This window comes from Paractinoplanes aksuensis (assembly GCF_024137025.1).
Classification (GTDB): Bacteria; Actinomycetota; Actinomycetes; order Mycobacteriales; family Micromonosporaceae; genus Actinoplanes; species Actinoplanes aksuensis.
The window spans coordinates 126,307-141,852 of sequence record NZ_JAMYJR010000031.1 but is presented as its reverse complement, the minus strand read 5'-3'; the positions used below and the strand labels follow the sequence as shown (position 1 = coordinate 141,852).

The 15,546-nt window shown below is 68.4% G+C and carries 15 protein-coding genes; 8 read left to right on the top strand and 7 right to left on the bottom strand.

Annotation, left to right across the window (positions count from 1 at the left end; all coding sequences use genetic code 11):
* Positions 1–65 precede the first annotated feature (65 nt).
* From M1L60_RS28275 to folE, 5 genes are all read left to right on the top strand, one after another.
* Positions 66–1,127 carry a zinc-dependent metalloprotease gene (locus tag M1L60_RS28275; RefSeq protein WP_253240569.1) on the top strand — a complete coding sequence of 354 codons (1,062 nt, stop codon included), beginning with the start codon at positions 66–68 and terminating at the stop codon, positions 1,125–1,127.
* Entirely contained in the window at positions 1,127–2,131 is a 1,005-nt protein-coding gene (gene tilS, locus M1L60_RS28270; protein ID WP_253240568.1) for a tRNA lysidine(34) synthetase TilS, read from the top strand. Before M1L60_RS28275 ends, tilS begins: the two co-directional genes overlap by 1 nt.
* A gap of 137 nt (positions 2,132–2,268) precedes the next feature.
* Positions 2,269–2,844 (top strand): hypoxanthine phosphoribosyltransferase, encoded by a 576-nt coding sequence (gene hpt, locus M1L60_RS28265; RefSeq protein ID WP_253240567.1) that lies wholly within the window; start codon positions 2,269–2,271, stop codon positions 2,842–2,844.
* Between the two features lie 308 nt (positions 2,845–3,152).
* Positions 3,153–5,168: an ATP-dependent zinc metalloprotease FtsH gene (ftsH, locus tag M1L60_RS28260; RefSeq protein ID WP_253240566.1), complete on the top strand. Its 2,016-nt coding sequence runs from the start codon at positions 3,153–3,155 to the stop codon at positions 5,166–5,168.
* Entirely contained in the window at positions 5,165–5,812 is a 648-nt protein-coding gene (folE, locus tag M1L60_RS28255; RefSeq protein WP_253240669.1) for a GTP cyclohydrolase I FolE, read from the top strand. Before ftsH ends, folE begins: the two co-directional genes overlap by 4 nt.
* Here the strand turns inward: folE and M1L60_RS28250 are convergent.
* Positions 5,799–6,305, bottom strand: coding sequence for a carboxymuconolactone decarboxylase family protein (locus M1L60_RS28250; protein WP_253240565.1), 507 nt, complete (start codon positions 6,303–6,305; stop codon positions 5,799–5,801). The two genes, folE and M1L60_RS28250, sit on opposite strands and share 14 nt — an antisense overlap.
* Before the next feature lie 79 nt (positions 6,306–6,384).
* On the opposite strand from M1L60_RS28250, the gene M1L60_RS28245 reads away from it, so the two are divergent.
* Together M1L60_RS28245 and M1L60_RS28240 are read left to right on the top strand one after the other, a co-directional pair.
* Positions 6,385–6,852: a MarR family winged helix-turn-helix transcriptional regulator gene (locus M1L60_RS28245; RefSeq protein ID WP_253240564.1), complete on the top strand. Its 468-nt coding sequence runs from the start codon at positions 6,385–6,387 to the stop codon at positions 6,850–6,852.
* Positions 6,853–6,929: 77 nt separating this feature from the next.
* On the top strand, positions 6,930–7,331 hold the full coding sequence (locus M1L60_RS28240) for a RidA family protein (protein WP_253240563.1): 402 nt from the start codon (positions 6,930–6,932) through the stop codon (positions 7,329–7,331).
* Here M1L60_RS28240 and M1L60_RS28235 read toward each other — a convergent pair.
* Positions 7,324–8,007, bottom strand: coding sequence for a hypothetical protein (locus tag M1L60_RS28235; RefSeq protein WP_253240562.1), 684 nt, complete (start codon positions 8,005–8,007; stop codon positions 7,324–7,326). The genes M1L60_RS28240 and M1L60_RS28235 overlap by 8 nt on opposite strands.
* The gene (locus M1L60_RS28230) at positions 8,004–10,589 is read right to left on the bottom strand and encodes an FtsK/SpoIIIE domain-containing protein (protein WP_438862159.1); all 2,586 of its coding nucleotides are present in this window, start codon (positions 10,587–10,589) and stop codon (positions 8,004–8,006) included. Before M1L60_RS28230 ends, M1L60_RS28235 begins: the two co-directional genes overlap by 4 nt.
* Before the next feature lie 143 nt (positions 10,590–10,732).
* Here M1L60_RS28230 and M1L60_RS28225 point away from each other — a divergent pair, with 143 nt between their 5' ends.
* A complete protein-coding gene (locus M1L60_RS28225) occupies positions 10,733–11,281 on the top strand; it encodes an Rv0361 family membrane protein (protein ID WP_253240560.1) in 549 nt (182 codons plus the stop codon).
* On the opposite strand, the gene M1L60_RS28220 is transcribed toward M1L60_RS28225, so the two are convergent.
* Genes M1L60_RS28220 through M1L60_RS28205 form a run of 4 tightly spaced genes read right to left on the bottom strand, consistent with a single transcriptional unit; the run spans position 11,282 to position 15,546 of the window.
* A complete protein-coding gene (locus tag M1L60_RS28220) occupies positions 11,282–11,887 on the bottom strand; it encodes a hypothetical protein (protein ID WP_253240559.1) in 606 nt (201 codons plus the stop codon).
* On the bottom strand, positions 11,884–12,996 hold the full coding sequence (locus M1L60_RS28215; protein ID WP_253240668.1) for a M23 family metallopeptidase: 1,113 nt from the start codon (positions 12,994–12,996) through the stop codon (positions 11,884–11,886). The genes M1L60_RS28220 and M1L60_RS28215 overlap by 4 nt, the downstream gene beginning before the upstream one ends.
* Positions 12,997–12,998: 2 nt before the next feature.
* On the bottom strand, positions 12,999–13,541 hold the full coding sequence (locus M1L60_RS28210) for a hypothetical protein (RefSeq protein WP_253240558.1): 543 nt from the start codon (positions 13,539–13,541) through the stop codon (positions 12,999–13,001).
* Between the two features lie 4 nt (positions 13,542–13,545).
* Positions 13,546–15,546, bottom strand: a complete 2,001-nt coding sequence (locus M1L60_RS28205; protein ID WP_253240557.1) for an MFS transporter — start codon at positions 15,544–15,546, stop codon at positions 13,546–13,548.

The window sequence follows — 15,546 nt, the reverse complement described above, 5'->3', positions numbered from 1 at the left end:
CGGAGGCTGCTGATCTCAGGGTTTCACCCGAGGATGGGCTGGAATTCCGCGGGTACGGTGGGGTGATGGCGCAGTTCGTTGATTGGGATCTGGCCGCCGCGACCGCTGGCGCGCTGTCGAAATCAGGCCCCGCGGTCTCCTACGAGGACGCGATGGCGGTGGTGTCCGAGCTGCGGGATCTCACCGACGAGGCGGCCGGTCACGTCGCGGCCTACACGGGTTTGTCCTCGCAGGTCGAGGTGCCGCCGGTCCGCGTGGTCGACCGCAAGGACTGGGCCGCCGTCAACATCGAGGGCCTCAAACAGGTGATCATTCCGCTGGTCACCCGGCTCTCCGGCGACAAACAGCCGGGCGGGCTGGCCGACGCGATCGGCTCCCGGGTCACCGGGGTGCAGGCCGGAACGATCCTGGCCTACCTGTCGGGCCGCGTGCTCGGGCAATACGAAGTCTTCTCCGGCAACCCGGGCCAGCTGCTGCTCAATGCGCCCAACATCGTCGAGGTCGAGCGCAAACTGGGCGCCGACCCCCGTGACTTCCGGCTCTGGGTCTGCCTGCACGAGGTCACCCACCGCACCCAGTTCACCGCCGTCCCGTGGATGCGTGGCTACTTCCTGGGCGAGGTGCAGGCGTTCGTCGACGCCTCGAACAGCACCGAGCACATCCTCGAGCGGCTGCGCCGCGGCGTGGCCACGCTGTCCGACGCGCTGCGCGACCCCGATTCGCGCTCGTCGGTGCTCGACATCGTGCAGACGCCGGGCCAGAAGGCCGTGCTCGACCGGCTCACCGCGCTGATGACCCTGCTCGAGGGGCACGCCGAGTTCGTGATGGATGGCGTCGGCCCCGAGGTCATCCCCAGCGTCGAGTCGATCCGGTCCAAGTTCAACCACCGTCGCGAGAGCGGCAACCCGCTCGAAAAGGCGGTGCGGCGGCTGCTGGGCATCGAGGTCAAGATGCGGCAGTACGCCGAGGGCCGCAAGTTTGTGCACGGTGTGGTCGAGCGGGTCGGCATGGCCGGCTTCAACAAGATCTTCGACTCGCCCCTGACGCTGCCGCGCCTCGACGAGCTGGGCGACCCGGACGCCTGGGTGGCCCGCGTGCACGGTCCGCAGCCCGCGATCGGCGGGTAGTGGCCCGCATCCCGCCCGCAGTCGCCGCGGTGCGGCTGGCCGTGCGGCGGGCGCTGCCGGCGGACGGTCCGGTGCTGGTGGCGTGCTCGGGCGGGGCGGATTCGCTGGCGTTGGCCGCGGCGGCCCGGTTCGTGGGCGCCTCGGTCGGGCTGGTCACGGTCGACCATGGGCTGCAGGCCGGCTCAGCCGATCGTGCGGCCGAGTTGGCGGCCTGGGCCGCGGCGGCGGGATTCGACCCGGTTATCGTCGAGACGGTGTCCGTCGAGGGGCGGCCGGGCGGGCCCGAGGGCGCGGCCCGGACGGCCCGTTATGAGGCGCTGACCTCGGCCGCCGGGCGGGTCGGGGCGGTGGCTGTATTGCTCGGGCACACGCGCGACGACCAGGCCGAGACCGTGTTGCTGGCTCTGGCCCGGGGTGCGGGGCCTCGTGGTCTCTCCGGGATGCCGGTTCGGAGGGGGCTGTTTCTGCGGCCGCTGCTCGACGTGAGCAGGGCTGACACGCGTAAGGCGTGTGCCGCGCTCGGGCTGGCGCCCTGGGAGGACCCGCACAACAGCGACCCGGCCTTTGCCCGCTCGCGGGTACGCGGGGATGCGCTGCCGGCGCTGGTCGAGGCCCTGGGGCCGGCCGTGGTGGCCAATCTGGCCCGTTCGGCCGAGCTCATCGCGGCCGACAACGAAGAGCTGGATCGTCTGGCCGCCGCTGGGCTGGATCAGGCGTTCGTTCCTGCACCTTCTTCATCCCGCGTGACCTCCCCGCCGTTGCTGGACGTGAGCCCCTCCTCCGCCCTGGACATCTCCGACTTGTCAGGCATGGGGGCGGCGATCCGGCGGCGGGTGCTGCACTCGTGGGCGCTGCGGCTCGGAGCGCCGGGGGGCGCGCTCTCGCATCGGCACGTCGAGGCGCTGGATGCTCTCGTCACCCAGTGGCACGGTCAGGGGCCCGTGCATCTGCCGGGCGGCATCGAGGTCGCGCGCGAACACGGCGTACTCGTTCGGGTGTCTTGACGGTCTGTGAGAGTTGTCACTCCGCGTGTGCACCGGGCGGACGGCATGGGCGGATCTGCCCGATTCCCTGCGGTTCCGCCGCTCTTGATCGCTGACCCGTTGGACGAGCCGCAACCTTCATGCGGCAGGCTGGGCCCATGGCTGAGGGCACCTGGTACGACGCCGACATCGACCACGTGATCATCTCTGAGGAGCAGATCCGGGAAAAGATCGCCGAGCTGGCGAAGCAGGTCGCTGCCGACCACGCCGAGGCGGAGGACGGCATCCTGCTGGTCTGCGTGCTCAAGGGCGCTGTCATGTTCATGGCCGACTTCGCCCGCGCGCTGGGCAATCACGGTCCGTCGACCGAGATGGAGTTCATGGCCGTCTCGTCGTACGGGCAGGGCACCACCTCGTCGGGGGTCGTGCGTATCCTCAAGGACCTCGACAAGGACATCACCGGCCGGCACGTGGTCGTGGTCGAGGACATCGTCGACTCCGGCCTCACCCTCTCGTGGCTGATGAAGTACCTGCAGTCGCGCTCGGCGGCCAGCGTCGAGGTGGTCGCGCTGTTCCGCAAGCCCGACGCCGTGAAGGTGCAGGTGCCGGTGAAGTACGTCGGCTTCGACATCCCGAACGAGTTCGTCGTCGGCTACGGTCTGGACTTCGCCGAGCGCTACCGTGAGCTGCCGTACGTCGGGGTGTTGCGGCCCGAGGTCTACGCCCGTAGCTGAACCATTTCTCAGCGCCTTCTCAGTATTCAGTCCTTATGGGCGGTTTTGCCACTAAAGCTGGCTGAACGGGCGACGACCGGGAAGTGTCCGGGCAACGGGCTCACGGGTTCGTAACCGGCACCCACGGTGTACCGTCGAGTGACCGATGGCGCAGTGTCACAAGCGCCGGAGGGACCGGGAAGATTCACCGCCACGGGGTTTCACCACGGCAGCGGGGGTTATCAGACCCGGGGCCGCCGGTGAGCGGCACGTTGAGGTGACCAGGACGCCGATCAGGAGGGTCCGGGCGCTTGGCGCCCGACAACAGTATGGAACGTACGCGTTTCTTCCGCCGCCCGGTGGTCTGGATCATTCTGGTGATCATCGGCGTGATTGCGCTGAGCTCCTTCTTCACCAGTGGTCCGAGCTACCAGCGCGTAGATACCTCGGTGGCGCTCGAGCGCCTGAACCAGCCCGGCATCAAGAAGGTCGTCCAGAAGGACAAGGAGCAGACGCTCCAGATCGACCTCGCGACGGCCGAGCGGTTCGAGGGCAAATCGACCGACAAGATCGAGACCCAGTACCCGTACGAGGTCACGCGCGAGATCTGGGCCGAGGTCCAGGAGGCCAAGACGGCCGGCCGGATCACGGGCACGATCAACGCCACGGTCTCGGGCGACAACATTCTCTTCAGCCTGCTGATCAACCTGCTGCCGATCGCCATTCTGGTGATCCTGCTGCTGCTGTTCATGTCGCAGATGCAGGGCGGCGGCTCCCGGGTGCTCAACTTCGGCAAGTCCAAGGCGAAGATGATCACCAAGGACACCCCGAAGACGACGTTCGCCGACGTGGCGGGCTCGGAAGAGGCGGTCCAGGAGCTGCACGAGATCAAGGACTTCCTGCAGAACCCGGCGAAATACCAGGCGCTCGGGGCCAAGATCCCGAAGGGTGTGCTGCTGTTCGGCCCGCCCGGAACGGGTAAGACCCTGCTGGCCCGCGCCGTCGCCGGCGAGGCCGGGGTGCCGTTCTACTCGATCTCGGGTTCCGACTTCGTCGAGATGTTCGTGGGTGTCGGCGCCAGCCGCGTCCGCGACCTGTTCGAGCAGGCCAAGTCCAACGCGCCGGCGATCGTCTTCGTCGACGAGATCGACGCCGTCGGCCGCCACCGCGGCGCCGGCATGGGCGGCGGTCACGACGAGCGCGAGCAGACGCTCAACCAGCTGCTCGTCGAGATGGACGGCTTCGACACCAAGGGCGGGGTCATCCTGATCGCGGCCACCAACCGGCCCGACATCCTCGACCCCGCGCTGCTGCGCCCCGGCCGTTTCGACCGCCAGATCCCGGTCGACAACCCGGACATGGAGGGTCGCAAGCAGATCCTCCGCGTGCACGCCAAGGGCAAGCCGTTCACGCCCGACGTCGACCTCGACTCGGTGGCCCGTCGCACGCCCGGCTTCTCCGGCGCCGACCTGGCCAACGTGATCAACGAGGCCGCGCTGCTCACCGCGCGTAACGAGAAGCGGGCGATCTCCAACGAGTTCCTCGAGGAGTCGATCGACCGGGTCATCGCGGGCCCCGAGCGCCGCACCCGGGCGATGAGCGACAACGAAAAGAAGATCACGGCGTACCACGAGGGCGGGCACGCGCTGGTCGCCTACGCGCTGCCGCACTCTGCCCCCGTGCACAAGGTGACGATCCTGCCGCGTGGCCGTTCGCTGGGTCACACGCTGGTGCTGCCGACGGAAGACAAGTACACCCAGACCCGGGCCGAGATGATCGACACACTGGCCTACGCGCTGGGTGGCCGCGCGGCGGAAGAGCTCGTGTTCCATGAGCCCACCACCGGCGCCGGCAACGACATCGAGAAGGCGTCCGGCCTGGCCCGGGCCATGGTGACCCAGTACGGCATGAGCTTCAAGCTCGGTGCGGTCAAGTACGGCACCAGCGGCGACGAGCCGTTCATGGGTCGCAACATGGGCCACGAGCGGGACTACTCCGACTCGGTCGCGGCCGACATTGACGCCGAGGTGCGCGCGCTCATCGAGCTGGCGCACGACGAGGCGTGGGAGATCCTGGTCGAATACCGGGACGTCCTCGACAGCATGGTTCTCGAGCTGATGGAGAAGGAAACCATCACCCGGGAAGACATGGACCGGATCTGTGCTCGCGTGGTCAAGCGCCCGCCGATGGCGCCGTTCAACGGCTTCGGCAAGCGCCTGCCCTCCGAGGCCCCGCCCGTGCTCACCCCCGCCGAGCGGGAGAAGCTGCGGACGCAGGCCGAGGCGGACGGTCAGATCGCCGTCGGGCCCCACCCGAACGGCAGCGGCCCGGAAGGCAGCAACTGATAAGCGACGACGACGAGCTGGACTATCTCGCCGCCCGCCTGGTCGACGGCAAGCTCACCGGTGCTCCGGTCGAGCAGGCCGTCGACCTCGGGCGGATCGAGAAGGCAGTCAGAGAGATTCTCATCGCGGTCGGGGAAGATCCCGACCGCGATGGTCTTGAGCGCACCCCGGCCCGCGTGGCCCGGGCGTACGCGGAACTCTTCGCCGGCCTGCGGGTCGACCCGGCCGAGGTGCTGAAGACCAGCTTCGAGGCCGACCACGAAGAGATGGTGCTCGTCCGCGACATCGAAGTGATGAGCATGTGCGAGCACCACCTGCTGCCCTTCAAGGGCGTGGCCCACATCGGCTACATCCCCGGCCCGAACGGCCGGATCACCGGGCTCTCCAAGCTGGCCCGGCTGGTCGAGGTCTACGCCCGGCGACCGCAGGTGCAGGAGAGGCTGACCTCGCAGATAGCCGACTTGCTGATGGAAAAGCTGGACGCCCGCGGCGCGATAGTGGTTCTCGAGTGCGAGCACCTGTGCATGGAGATGCGCGGCATCCGCAAGGTCGGCGCCCGCACGGTCACCTCGGCCGTCCGCGGCGCGTACCAGACCGACGCCAAGGTCCGGGCCGAGGCGATGGCGCTGATCAACGCGCGCTGACCAGCCGGTTGGCCAGCGTCGACATCGTGTAGGTGCCGATGCCCAGCACCACCTCGAGCGCGTTGCGGTCGGTGAAGCCGGCCTTCTTGAAGTCGTCCAGTTCGTGGTCGGGCACTTCGCCGGCCGTTTCGAGCACCCGCATCGTGAAGATCCAGACCGCCGCCAGCCGCTCGTCGGCCGGCGGCGTCTTCGCGCGCAGGGCAGCGATCAGCGCGGCGTCGGCGCCGAGCGCTCGCAGCCGCCCGGTGTGCATGGCCAGGCAGACCCGGCAGTCGTTGCGCGCGGCGATCACCATCACCACCACCTCGCGCGCCAGCGGGTCGAGGGTGCTGCGTTCGAAGAGGTCGCTGGCCTGCAGAAACCCACCGAGCATCTCGGGTGACGCGGCCAGCCGGGCCACCGCCTCGGGCAGATGGCCGAGGTGCTCGAGCGTCTGTTCCATGAGCGGCCGCGAACCGGCCGGCGCGGTTTCGAGGGTGTGCGGGACGAACATCGGTCCTCCGGTAAACTGGTCAACGTGGTTGTCGAAACCGTAAACCAGGTTGTCGAGTTTGCCAAGGGTCGGCGTCGTCGTGGCTGAGGCCGACCCGCCCGGATACGAGCTGCCCCTTCTGTTGTTCGCGGGCTTCCGCTCCCTCATCGACGAGCTGCATCGAGAACTGGCGGCGCACGGCCACACCGAAGTACGCCCGGTGCACGGCTTCGCCCTGCAGGCAATCGGGCCGTACGGGGCCTCGGCCAGCGAGATAGGCCGGCGTCTGGGCGTCTCGAAGCAGGCCGCGGGCAAGACCGTCGACCGCTTGGCCGCCCTCGGCTACGTCGAACGGGCCGACGACCCCACCGACGCCCGCCGCAAACTGATCCGCCTGACCCCGCGCGGCCTCGACGTCCTGACCCGCTCGGCCGAAATTTTCGACCGCCTGCGCGCCACCTGGGTCGACCGGCTGGGCGCCGCCCAGGTCAACCAGCTCGAAACCTCCTTACGTACGGTCGTGCCACCCACGACCTTCCCGGTCGACGTCCCCGGCTGGTTCGGCTGAGCTCTGGCTCGCAGCACTCCCGGTCGCCCGACCGTTATTTGGTGTCCTGAGGAAGCGGGCCTCGTGATACTGGCTGGATGATCGAGAAGTTCAATCCGTCGACCGTTCATGAGCCGCCGGGCTACTCGCATGTCACGATCTCGGCTGCTGGGCGTCTTGCTCATCTGGCTGGGCAATGTCCGCTCGACCTCGACGGAAACGTGGTGGGAGAGCCGGGGGACTACGAGGCGCAGACTGATCAGGTCATCGCCAACTGCCTGGCTGTGCTCGAGGCCGCCGGAGCTCAGCCCGGGGACGTGGTGCGGTCGGTGATCTATGTGGTCAGTTCGGAGTCGGCGGTGCTGGCCGCGGTGTGGGAGCGGCTCAACTCGTCGCCGCTGGCGCCCGCGTTCAGTACGGCTTCGACGCTGCTGGGCGTCAATGCGCTGGGGTTCGGCGGGCAGCTGGTCGAGGTCGACCTGACGGCGGCGCTCAGTTGAAGAACGACGCCAGGCCGACGCCCATGCAGGTGAGCAGCACGGGGGTCAGGCAGGCGATGGCGCCGACTATCGGGGTGCGGTCGACGCCCTCGGGATCGCCGCCGTAGACGAAGCCGATCGTGACCCAGCCCAGGCCAAAGGCCAGCACCGGCATGCTCAGGCCGCACAGCAGGGCGTACGTCGGCACCGAACCGGGTGCCGCGACCAGGTAGAGCACGATCTGCACGATCAGGACGACCGCGGCGAACGGGCCGTAGATCAACAGGTTGCGGGCCCACGGGCGCCACGGGCGGGCCGACGCCGACTCGGTGAGCAGGGCGTCGCCGGCCTCGGCGGTGCGGCGGGCCTGCTGCAGGGCGGCCAGCGCGGCGGACGGGCCCCCGGCGACCGCCTGGGCGGCCACGTCGCGGTCGGCGGGCGACGGCGTGAGCTCCAGCGAGGGTACGGAAAGGTCGCGGGCCAGACGGGTGTTCTGGGCGGCGAGCCGGGCCCGTACGACGGAAAGCTCTTGCCGGGCCGCCGAGACCGCCGCCTGGTGCTCGGTCGCGGCGGCGCTCGCGGCGCGGCGGACCGCGTCGAGTTGTTGCGCGGCGGCCAGGTAATCGGCCCACGGACCCGGCGCGGGCGGCGTCGGCTGGGCCGGGATCGCGCCGGTGGCCTGCTGCTGGTCGGTCACAGCGGGCCACCCTGATCGTCGGTCACACCAGGGTCGAGGAACGGCACGACGGTGACCGTGCGTTCGTCGCGCCGGTCGTGCAGCAGCGCCCGGTTGGGCCGGGGATGCCAGGCGACCGTACGGCCGATCATCGCCGCCACCTCGGCCGGGGGCACGTTGAGGAAGAGCAAGCCGGACACGTCGTCCCGACCGGCGCTGTCGGCGAACCGATGCGGGTCACGCCACCAGGAAAGCAGATGGGCGCCGCGAGCCGGGCCGTCGCGCAACAGCTCGGGCAGGCCGGCCAGGCTGCCGGGGGCGGCCGCGTCCATGCCGAAGACCACGCGGTAACCGGGGCGGTCGGGGTCGAGCTCGCCGGCCAGACCGGCCGCGTCGACCAGCGTCACTTCTTGCCGGTGACCGATCTCGGCCGCCAGGGCCTCGGCGAGCCGGTCACCCTCGGCGACGAGCGAGGCAATGACAAAGCGGGCCGTACGCGGTGGGTGGAACGCGGCCACGCTCCGTGCGGCCGCGTCGAGCACCTCGGACGCCGAGGCCTGCGACCCGAAGATCGCCAGGTGCCGCCCGGGGGCGCGGTCGAGCGGGAACGCCGCGGTGGTCAGCCCGACGTCGAGCAGGCGGCCGATCAGAGCCGACGGAACGGCGCCGCGACCGGCCAGCGCGGCCCGGTACGTCGGGTCGTCGGCGAGGTGCTGGTGGGCGTACCCGGCAAAAACGCGCGGCGGCTGCGACTCCGGATCGCGGGTGCCCCAGAGCCGATGGCGCAGGTCGCTGAGCAGCGCGTCGTCGGCGTGCGGGTCGGGGAAGCGGATGATGCGCTCGTGCCCGCGGGTCGCGCCGCGCGGCCCGCCGAGCCCGCCCGCGGTGTTGACGACCGCGGTGCCCAGCGGCAGCCCGGCCGCCGAGTCGTTGGCCGGCTCGAGCACGTCGCCGCCGCCCGGCAGCGCGATACGCACCGGGAACTGGCCGAAGAACGAGTCGCGCTTGGCGTAGTGCGCCTCCAGCCCGGCGACGTTCTGGCTGGCCAGCACCAGGTGGATGCCGCACGAGCGACCGGTGCGGGCCAGCGACTCGAGCAGCGTCGTGGCCTCCGTCGCCACCGGGTCGTTGCCGGCCAGCAGCGCCGGGAACTCGTCGATCACACACAGGATGCGCGGCAGGGGACGCTTCAGACCGTCCTCGGCCGCGGCCGCGCGCAGCTCGGGCAGGGTCGAAACACCAGCCCTTTCGTACGCCGTATTGCGCCGCGACATCTCGGCGTTCAACTCTCGCAGGACGGCGAGACCGTACTCGCGGTCGGCCTCGACCCCCACGGCGCGGGCCTGCGGCAGCCAGGTGCGGTCACGCTGGGTCGGCACGAACTCGGCGAAGGTCACGCCCTCTTTGAAGTCGAGCAGGTACAGCGCCAGCTCGGTCGGGCTGTACCGGGCACACAACCCGTAGAGCACGTTGACCAGGAAGGCGGTCTTGCCCGCGCCGGAGCGTCCGCCGACCATCCAGTGTGGTGTGAGGTCGTTGAACCGCAGCGCCAGCGGCGTCTCACCGTCGTGGCCGACAACGGTGCTCAACCCCTCGCCGGCGTCACCGGCCCACAGCTCCTCACCCGGCTCGGGCAGCAGGTCGGCCAGCGTGACCCGGGTGGCGGCGGCCGAATGCGCGGCCAGCTCGCGGCACACCGCGTCGACCAGATGGGGCGGCGGATCCTCGTCGAGGAAGACGGGGGCGTTGAGCCAGGAAACATCGGACGTCGAACCGTACGTGGCCCCCGGCGGATCGCCGATCACCGCGTACGGGTTACGGACCGACACCATCGTCGTGCGTGGCAGCGGAGCCTGGGTGGTCTCGGCCGTCAGCGGGGGCGGCGGCCAGCCCGCCACGATCAGATGCAGCCCGGAATCGGGCCCCTGCTGGGCGAGCGCGGCGATGCGGCGCAACTCTTCGCCCTCGGTCAACTCGGGCAGGCTCGCGATGACGACCAGCATCATCCGGTCCCGCCGGGCCCGCCGCGGCGCGGCCCCACGACCGGGCCGCAGCCACTTCTCGGCCTCGGCCAGCACGTCCCGCAAACCTTGCCGGTCGGTGGCCGGCGGCGACAACAGACCCGCATCCTGCAACCCGGCGAACGGCGCGAACACCTCACCGCCACCGATGCCGTCCACCGCCCGCACCAGCAACGACCCGGCCGGCGCGGCGGCCAGCAGCCGCACCAGGATCGAACGCAGCAGCCCGAAGACCCGCGAGTCGGTGGCGGTGGCATCAATGGTCAGGTGACCGGTGCCGAGCAGCGGAATCACGGCCGGGAAGCGGGCATCGTCGAGCGGCTGGGCCACCCCGAGCCGCACGAACTGGGGCGGATAGACCCCGCCCAGCGGCGTGTTGGCCGACTGCGCATCAAGCGGCGACCCGAGCCAGCCCGGCGCCAACGCCCCCGCGGCGGACCGCAACTCTTCGGCCAGCCGATGCTGCTCCAGCGGGTCACTGCCGCCCGACTCCGCGTCGAGCGCGGCCGAGGCAGCATCGGTCAGGGCCGCCGCCTGCCGATGCAAAGCGGCAGCCTGCTGGACCCGCAAAGCCGAATCCACCACCGCTCTCACCTCCTGTGTGCGGGTAAAACTTATCCCAGACGGGGCGAGGCATCGCGTTCCCGGTGCCCGGTTCGATGTCCGCGTCGTACGGATCGTCCCGCTCCAGGTGCGGTTGGGGTGAAGGCACTACTGTCGTATGTGTGCAGCCGCAGGAGCCAGTGTCCGGCCTGACGCCCCCGCCACCGGGCGCCGGGACACCACCGGCCGCGCCGCCGAAGAAGCCCCGAAACCGCCGCCTGCGCTTGTGGCTGGCCCTGGGCGCCGGCATCGTGAGCCTGCTCTGCCTGGGCGGCATAGGCATAGCCGTCCTCGTCTACGACGACGAAACCAAAATCGAACGCGCCGAACCCGACGCGGTCGTAGACAACTTTTTGCGCTCATACCTTGGTAATCGCAACGACGATGAAGCTGCGCTGAACACGTGTAAGGCCGGCGCACAGTTGACGGAACTTCAAGCTCTGCGCTCGGAGATGGTTGAGCGGGAGAAGAACTTCGATGTTGCGGTTTCCGCGACGTGGGGCACATTGACCGTCATCAACGGCGATGCGAAGCAGAGCAACGTCGACGCTGACCTGACTATCGCGAGCTTCAAGAACAACGATCCGGTGAGCAGGCGCACCGAGACATGGACATTCGGCCTCGTCGACGAAGATGGATGGCGAGTTTGCAGCGCCACCAAAACCGCCTGACTACTCGATCCAGAGGCGATGAACCAGGACCTCGAGCGTTCGAGGTGCGTGGCCGCTCCAACCCCAGCGGTACCAGTCGAGCTCGGTCGTGACGCGGGCGCAGATATCGCCTTGACTGTTGGTATGTAGCTCAGTTACAGCACGGAGTTCCCGCTCTTCGTCGCCGTTGTCCTTCAGACGAACAACGCGGCGACCGGACAAGGTGGGTGCGTCCAGTGCGGGCACGGGCGTACGTCGTGCCGGCTCGTCCAGCGAGACCAGCCGCGAAGCGAGGCTGTCAGACGGCAGCGAGATGCCTGCCACTCCATATTCCTCGACCCAGACACGCTCAACGGGGACGAGTGGGGCGAAGATCTCGGTCTGTTCCGCTTCGGCGCGATACCACTCGCCCTCGGTCATCACGGGCACGTAGGTACGGCTACCTTGCACCACCTTTTCATCAGCACGAAGGTCCGAGCGCCATCCGTGACCGGGTAGCCCGATCAGGACCCGGCGCCCGCGTAGCTGGCCCGTCAACGTGGCCGGTGTCGGCACCACTGGACGTGGCGGATCGAGTTGCCAGTCAGGAAGACCGGCGAACGGATCAGGTTGTGATTCGCCGGTCATCCTGCGCCTCCCAGCGGTGTCCCCTGCTCGCGCATGAAGCGCACCGGGTCGATAGCGCCGGCGCTGGACCGGTCGTTGTTGAGGTGAACCTCGAAGTGCAGATGCGGGCCCGACGAGTTGCCGCTGGTTCCGACCCGGCCGATGAGCTCACCGGCCGTGACTTCCTGACCCTCGTGGACGAGCGGTTTCACAATCAAGTGGCAGTACCTCGTCATCACGTCCCCGGCGTGTCGGATCTCCACCATCCAACCGCATCCACCCTTACCTGGGTAGCCGTCGACGTTGCAGGTGCGTCGCCCGTTGTGGTCCTCGTCGCATTTCACCTTGGAGACGATGCCGCTGGCCGCCGCCGTGATCGGTGTCTGCTTTCCCGCGATAAGGTCGACGCCCTGGTGGGTGGGCCGGGATGAAGTGCGGAACCCGGAACCGACCAACGCGCCGACCGGTCGCGTCCAACCGGATGCTGCGATCTGCCCACCGGAGGCGCAGATCATTGCTGTCGAGTCGCCGGCCGCGTTGGCTGCGCCGTCCGCCAACTGATTCACGATCTGAGTAGCAAGCGGTTCGTGCTTTGCATAGGCGTCCGGGTAGGCGCTGATCTGCACCCGCTGTGCGGCTCGGGTGAGCGACATCCTCTCCCACCCCCGCACTGTCTTGAGCTTGTTGTAGAACTTCGTGGCCGCGTACACGGGGTCGCGTACTTGCTTGGGCGAACCCCAGCCGGAACTCGGCCGCTGCTGGAAGAGGCCCAGCGAGTCGTGGTCGTTGTCCTCGCCGAGGTTGCCCAGGTTCGTCAGCCGTGACTCTTGCATCGCCGTGGCGACCGCGATGACCCAGGCTCGGGGTGGCATCTTGAGATCGGCGCCGACATTGATGATGACAGCCGCGTTGCGGACCTGCTCGGCGCCGTAGGGTCGGATCCTGGGCAGTTCAGTGTCCGGGTTGACCGGCCCGCCCTTGCCGCATCCCAGCGAGGACAATTTCAGATTGTCCTGACCCTCGTCGGTGAGTGTGCCGACAAAAAGAGCGGTGATGCCACCGCCGCAACACAACAGAGCCAGCGTCGCCACCAAGGCGACGAGCAGGGCTATCTTGCGCGGCCGTGGCATGTTCACGACGACCAGTCGATCCCGTCAACCCGCCAATGACCGTCGGGCGCAATCAGACGCAGGTTCAGCTTTCCGGTGTCCATCGTGACAACCGCGTTGACCACCGTGTCGCTGACCGGCACCAGGCTGGGTCGGCCGATTACCCGCTCGGCCGGAACTCCGGCCGGGTCGACCCCGTCCAGTTCGTCGGCGAGCTTCGTAGTGGAGTTCGGCAGCAACTGCGCGCGCCACGCCTTCGGGGTGACGTTTTTATGGTCAGCCCAGGCCGAGGCGAAGGCGTACGCGACAGCCTCAGGCTTCGCTCGCCCGGGGCTGGTGGTTGGGCTCGGCGGTGGCTCGGTCTCGAGAACGGTGTCGTCGTCTTTGGGGTCAGCGCTGACCACTGGGCCCGGCGACGCGGTGCCGAGCGAGGGCCGGGAGTCGTCACCGTCGGAGAAGAGCCGAGCCAGACCGACTATTGCCAGCACAATGACTCCTAGGACGATGGCTACGCCCCATCGTGACCGGAAGATCCTGTTAAGGCCGAGTTCGAGGGAACGGGGCATGCGATCACTTGGTCTCGGAGCGGATACGCGGGGCGGCCGGTTCGGCAGTGGTGCTGCCGGTCTCAGGCCGGTAGATCGCATACGAAGAGGGCTGCTCGGCCACGTCCGGCTCGGTCCACCCAGTAGCTTGGCGCGATCGGTTGGCGCCACGCGCTGTAGGCGACACTGTCGCCGGCTCGCGGGTGTCGTCGCGCGTGGGCCGCTCACGTGCCGGGAGTGGGTCGCCTACTGACTCGTTGCCATCCGGCCTGATCGGTCCGGCGGCACCACCACGGCTTCCTGTGGTCGCCGAGGCCAGATCGCTGCGGTTCGCCGAGTGAGCCGGGTCTTCCAGCCGTGCCTCCGGACGCAGGTTGCCCTGGTCGACGTATACGGTGCGGTTCCCCTTCCCGATCACCTGGCCCCGATCGTCGCCGACAGCCCCTTCGACCTTGGACGCCTCCCGCATGTCCCGGAAGAACCGTCGGTGCCAGGACCCGGTAGCGATCGTGCGTGCGTTGTCCTTACCGCCCAGCTGGGTGATGCGTCGGTAGGGCCGGAGAAGCAGCCAGCCCACCACGCCGCAGAGCCAGACGAGCACAACCTGCAGCCAGCCGGGCAGTGTGGCGGTATTCATGATCAAGTCGACCGCGAACAAATAGATGGCCGCGCCCGTACCGAAGATGGCGATGTTGAAGACAGCCGCGACTACGGCGTTGCCGAGCCGCTTGATTCCGGAGTTGGCCGGTCGCAATAGGCCGACAGTTCCAAGAATTGGTGCGGCAATGACCGCCCACCGGAAGACCAAGAAGCCGAGAAGTACAAGCAGTGATGCCGTCACGTCGAACATTGCGAACATGACAGCGGCAAGGACGGCGATGAATCCGGCGCCGATCCTATCCATGCCCTTTACGCCCTGCAGGTATTCGTATGCCTCAGGATCCTCAGTCTTGATCTGCTGAGCGACTCGCTCCCACTGCTCGTTCTTGCCATCGAGTACACCGTCGCGGGTGGCAGGATTCTGGCGGATCCGCTCGGCTTCGTCCCACGTCAGCGATCGCGCGTCGTAGAGAGCGCGACCGTATTTCTTGGCGGTGTCGGTGTCGGCCGAACCCAGCACTCCGCGCAACCAGTTCCGGTAAAGCATTGTGTCCGCTGCGGTATCACTGGCTCGGACCGCAGGAGGGCGGTTGTCCTCGCAGGCACCAGGTGTCGGATCGTCACAAAGACTGCCTGGTGTGTTCTGTGCTCTGGGTCCGACTGCGTCGTGCACGACTCCTAGTGTCGTGACGAGCGTCTGATCCGCGATGCTGGCCGACTTCACCGGCCAGGTGGCGATCGCCGTAACGACAATCATGACCAGGATGGCCCATCCCGCCGTAGTGGTCGCCGCGCCCATTTCGGCCTGTCTTGACCGCCAGATGAGGTAGAGGCCAACGATCGCCAAGGTTACGACGCCGAAAACGCTGAAGACCTTTTCGTAGACGGCCCTGGTCGCTTGATCGACAAGAGTGTCAGCCCAACCCCATAAACTCTGCGGATCCCAGGCTCGCTCCCGCAGAGCGTTCGATGCGCCGATAACGGCAGTTGCCACCATGAATTCGCCATTGGCGATGGTCGTCTCGAATTTATAGTCCGGATCAACCAACGTGGACGCGCAGCCGCTATCTAAATCGTATGTCGTGTAGCTGTAACCAGCGTAGCCGTACTGGCTGTAGAGGCCCTGCGGCCCTGGCTTCGTGGAGGATTCCGGACGTTCCGCGAACCATCCTGCTAGTCCGGAATCTGGTGTACTCGGGGTTGGAGGTTTCAGGCAATCGGCGCGATCCGAAGCCACCTTGCCCAGTCGGTTGACGCAGCCTTTCAGGTCCTGTTGCCATTCCTCGAGGCTGCAGGCGCCGCCCGGGGCCTTGGACGGTAGGCCGGCCGGGGCGGCCGAAGCCGCCGGTGCCGCCACCGCCCAGGCGATCGACGCCACCACCATGACGGCCATCGTCGCCAGCAGCGCCAACCCGCGACGGACCAT

What these genes read in the sequence shown, in the direction of transcription:
- M1L60_RS28250 (WP_253240565.1), bottom strand. Translation starts at nt 6,305, where the DNA reads ATGTTCGTCCCGCACACCCTCGAAACCGCGCCGGCCGGTTCGCGGCCG.
- ftsH (WP_253240566.1), top strand. Translation starts at nt 3,153, where the DNA reads ATGGAACGTACGCGTTTCTTCCGCCGCCCGGTGGTCTGGATCATTCTG.
- M1L60_RS28275 (WP_253240569.1), top strand. Translation starts at nt 66, where the DNA reads ATGGCGCAGTTCGTTGATTGGGATCTGGCCGCCGCGACCGCTGGCGCG.
- hpt (WP_253240567.1), top strand. Translation starts at nt 2,269, where the DNA reads ATGGCTGAGGGCACCTGGTACGACGCCGACATCGACCACGTGATCATC.
- M1L60_RS28205 (WP_253240557.1), bottom strand. Translation starts at nt 15,546, where the DNA reads ATGGTCCGTCGCGGGTTGGCGCTGCTGGCGACGATGGCCGTCATGGTG.
- M1L60_RS28240 (WP_253240563.1), top strand. Translation starts at nt 6,930, where the DNA reads ATGATCGAGAAGTTCAATCCGTCGACCGTTCATGAGCCGCCGGGCTAC.
- M1L60_RS28210 (WP_253240558.1), bottom strand. Translation starts at nt 13,541, where the DNA reads ATGCCCCGTTCCCTCGAACTCGGCCTTAACAGGATCTTCCGGTCACGA.
- M1L60_RS28220 (WP_253240559.1), bottom strand. Translation starts at nt 11,887, where the DNA reads ATGACCGGCGAATCACAACCTGATCCGTTCGCCGGTCTTCCTGACTGG.
- M1L60_RS28215 (WP_253240668.1), bottom strand. Translation starts at nt 12,996, where the DNA reads ATGCCACGGCCGCGCAAGATAGCCCTGCTCGTCGCCTTGGTGGCGACG.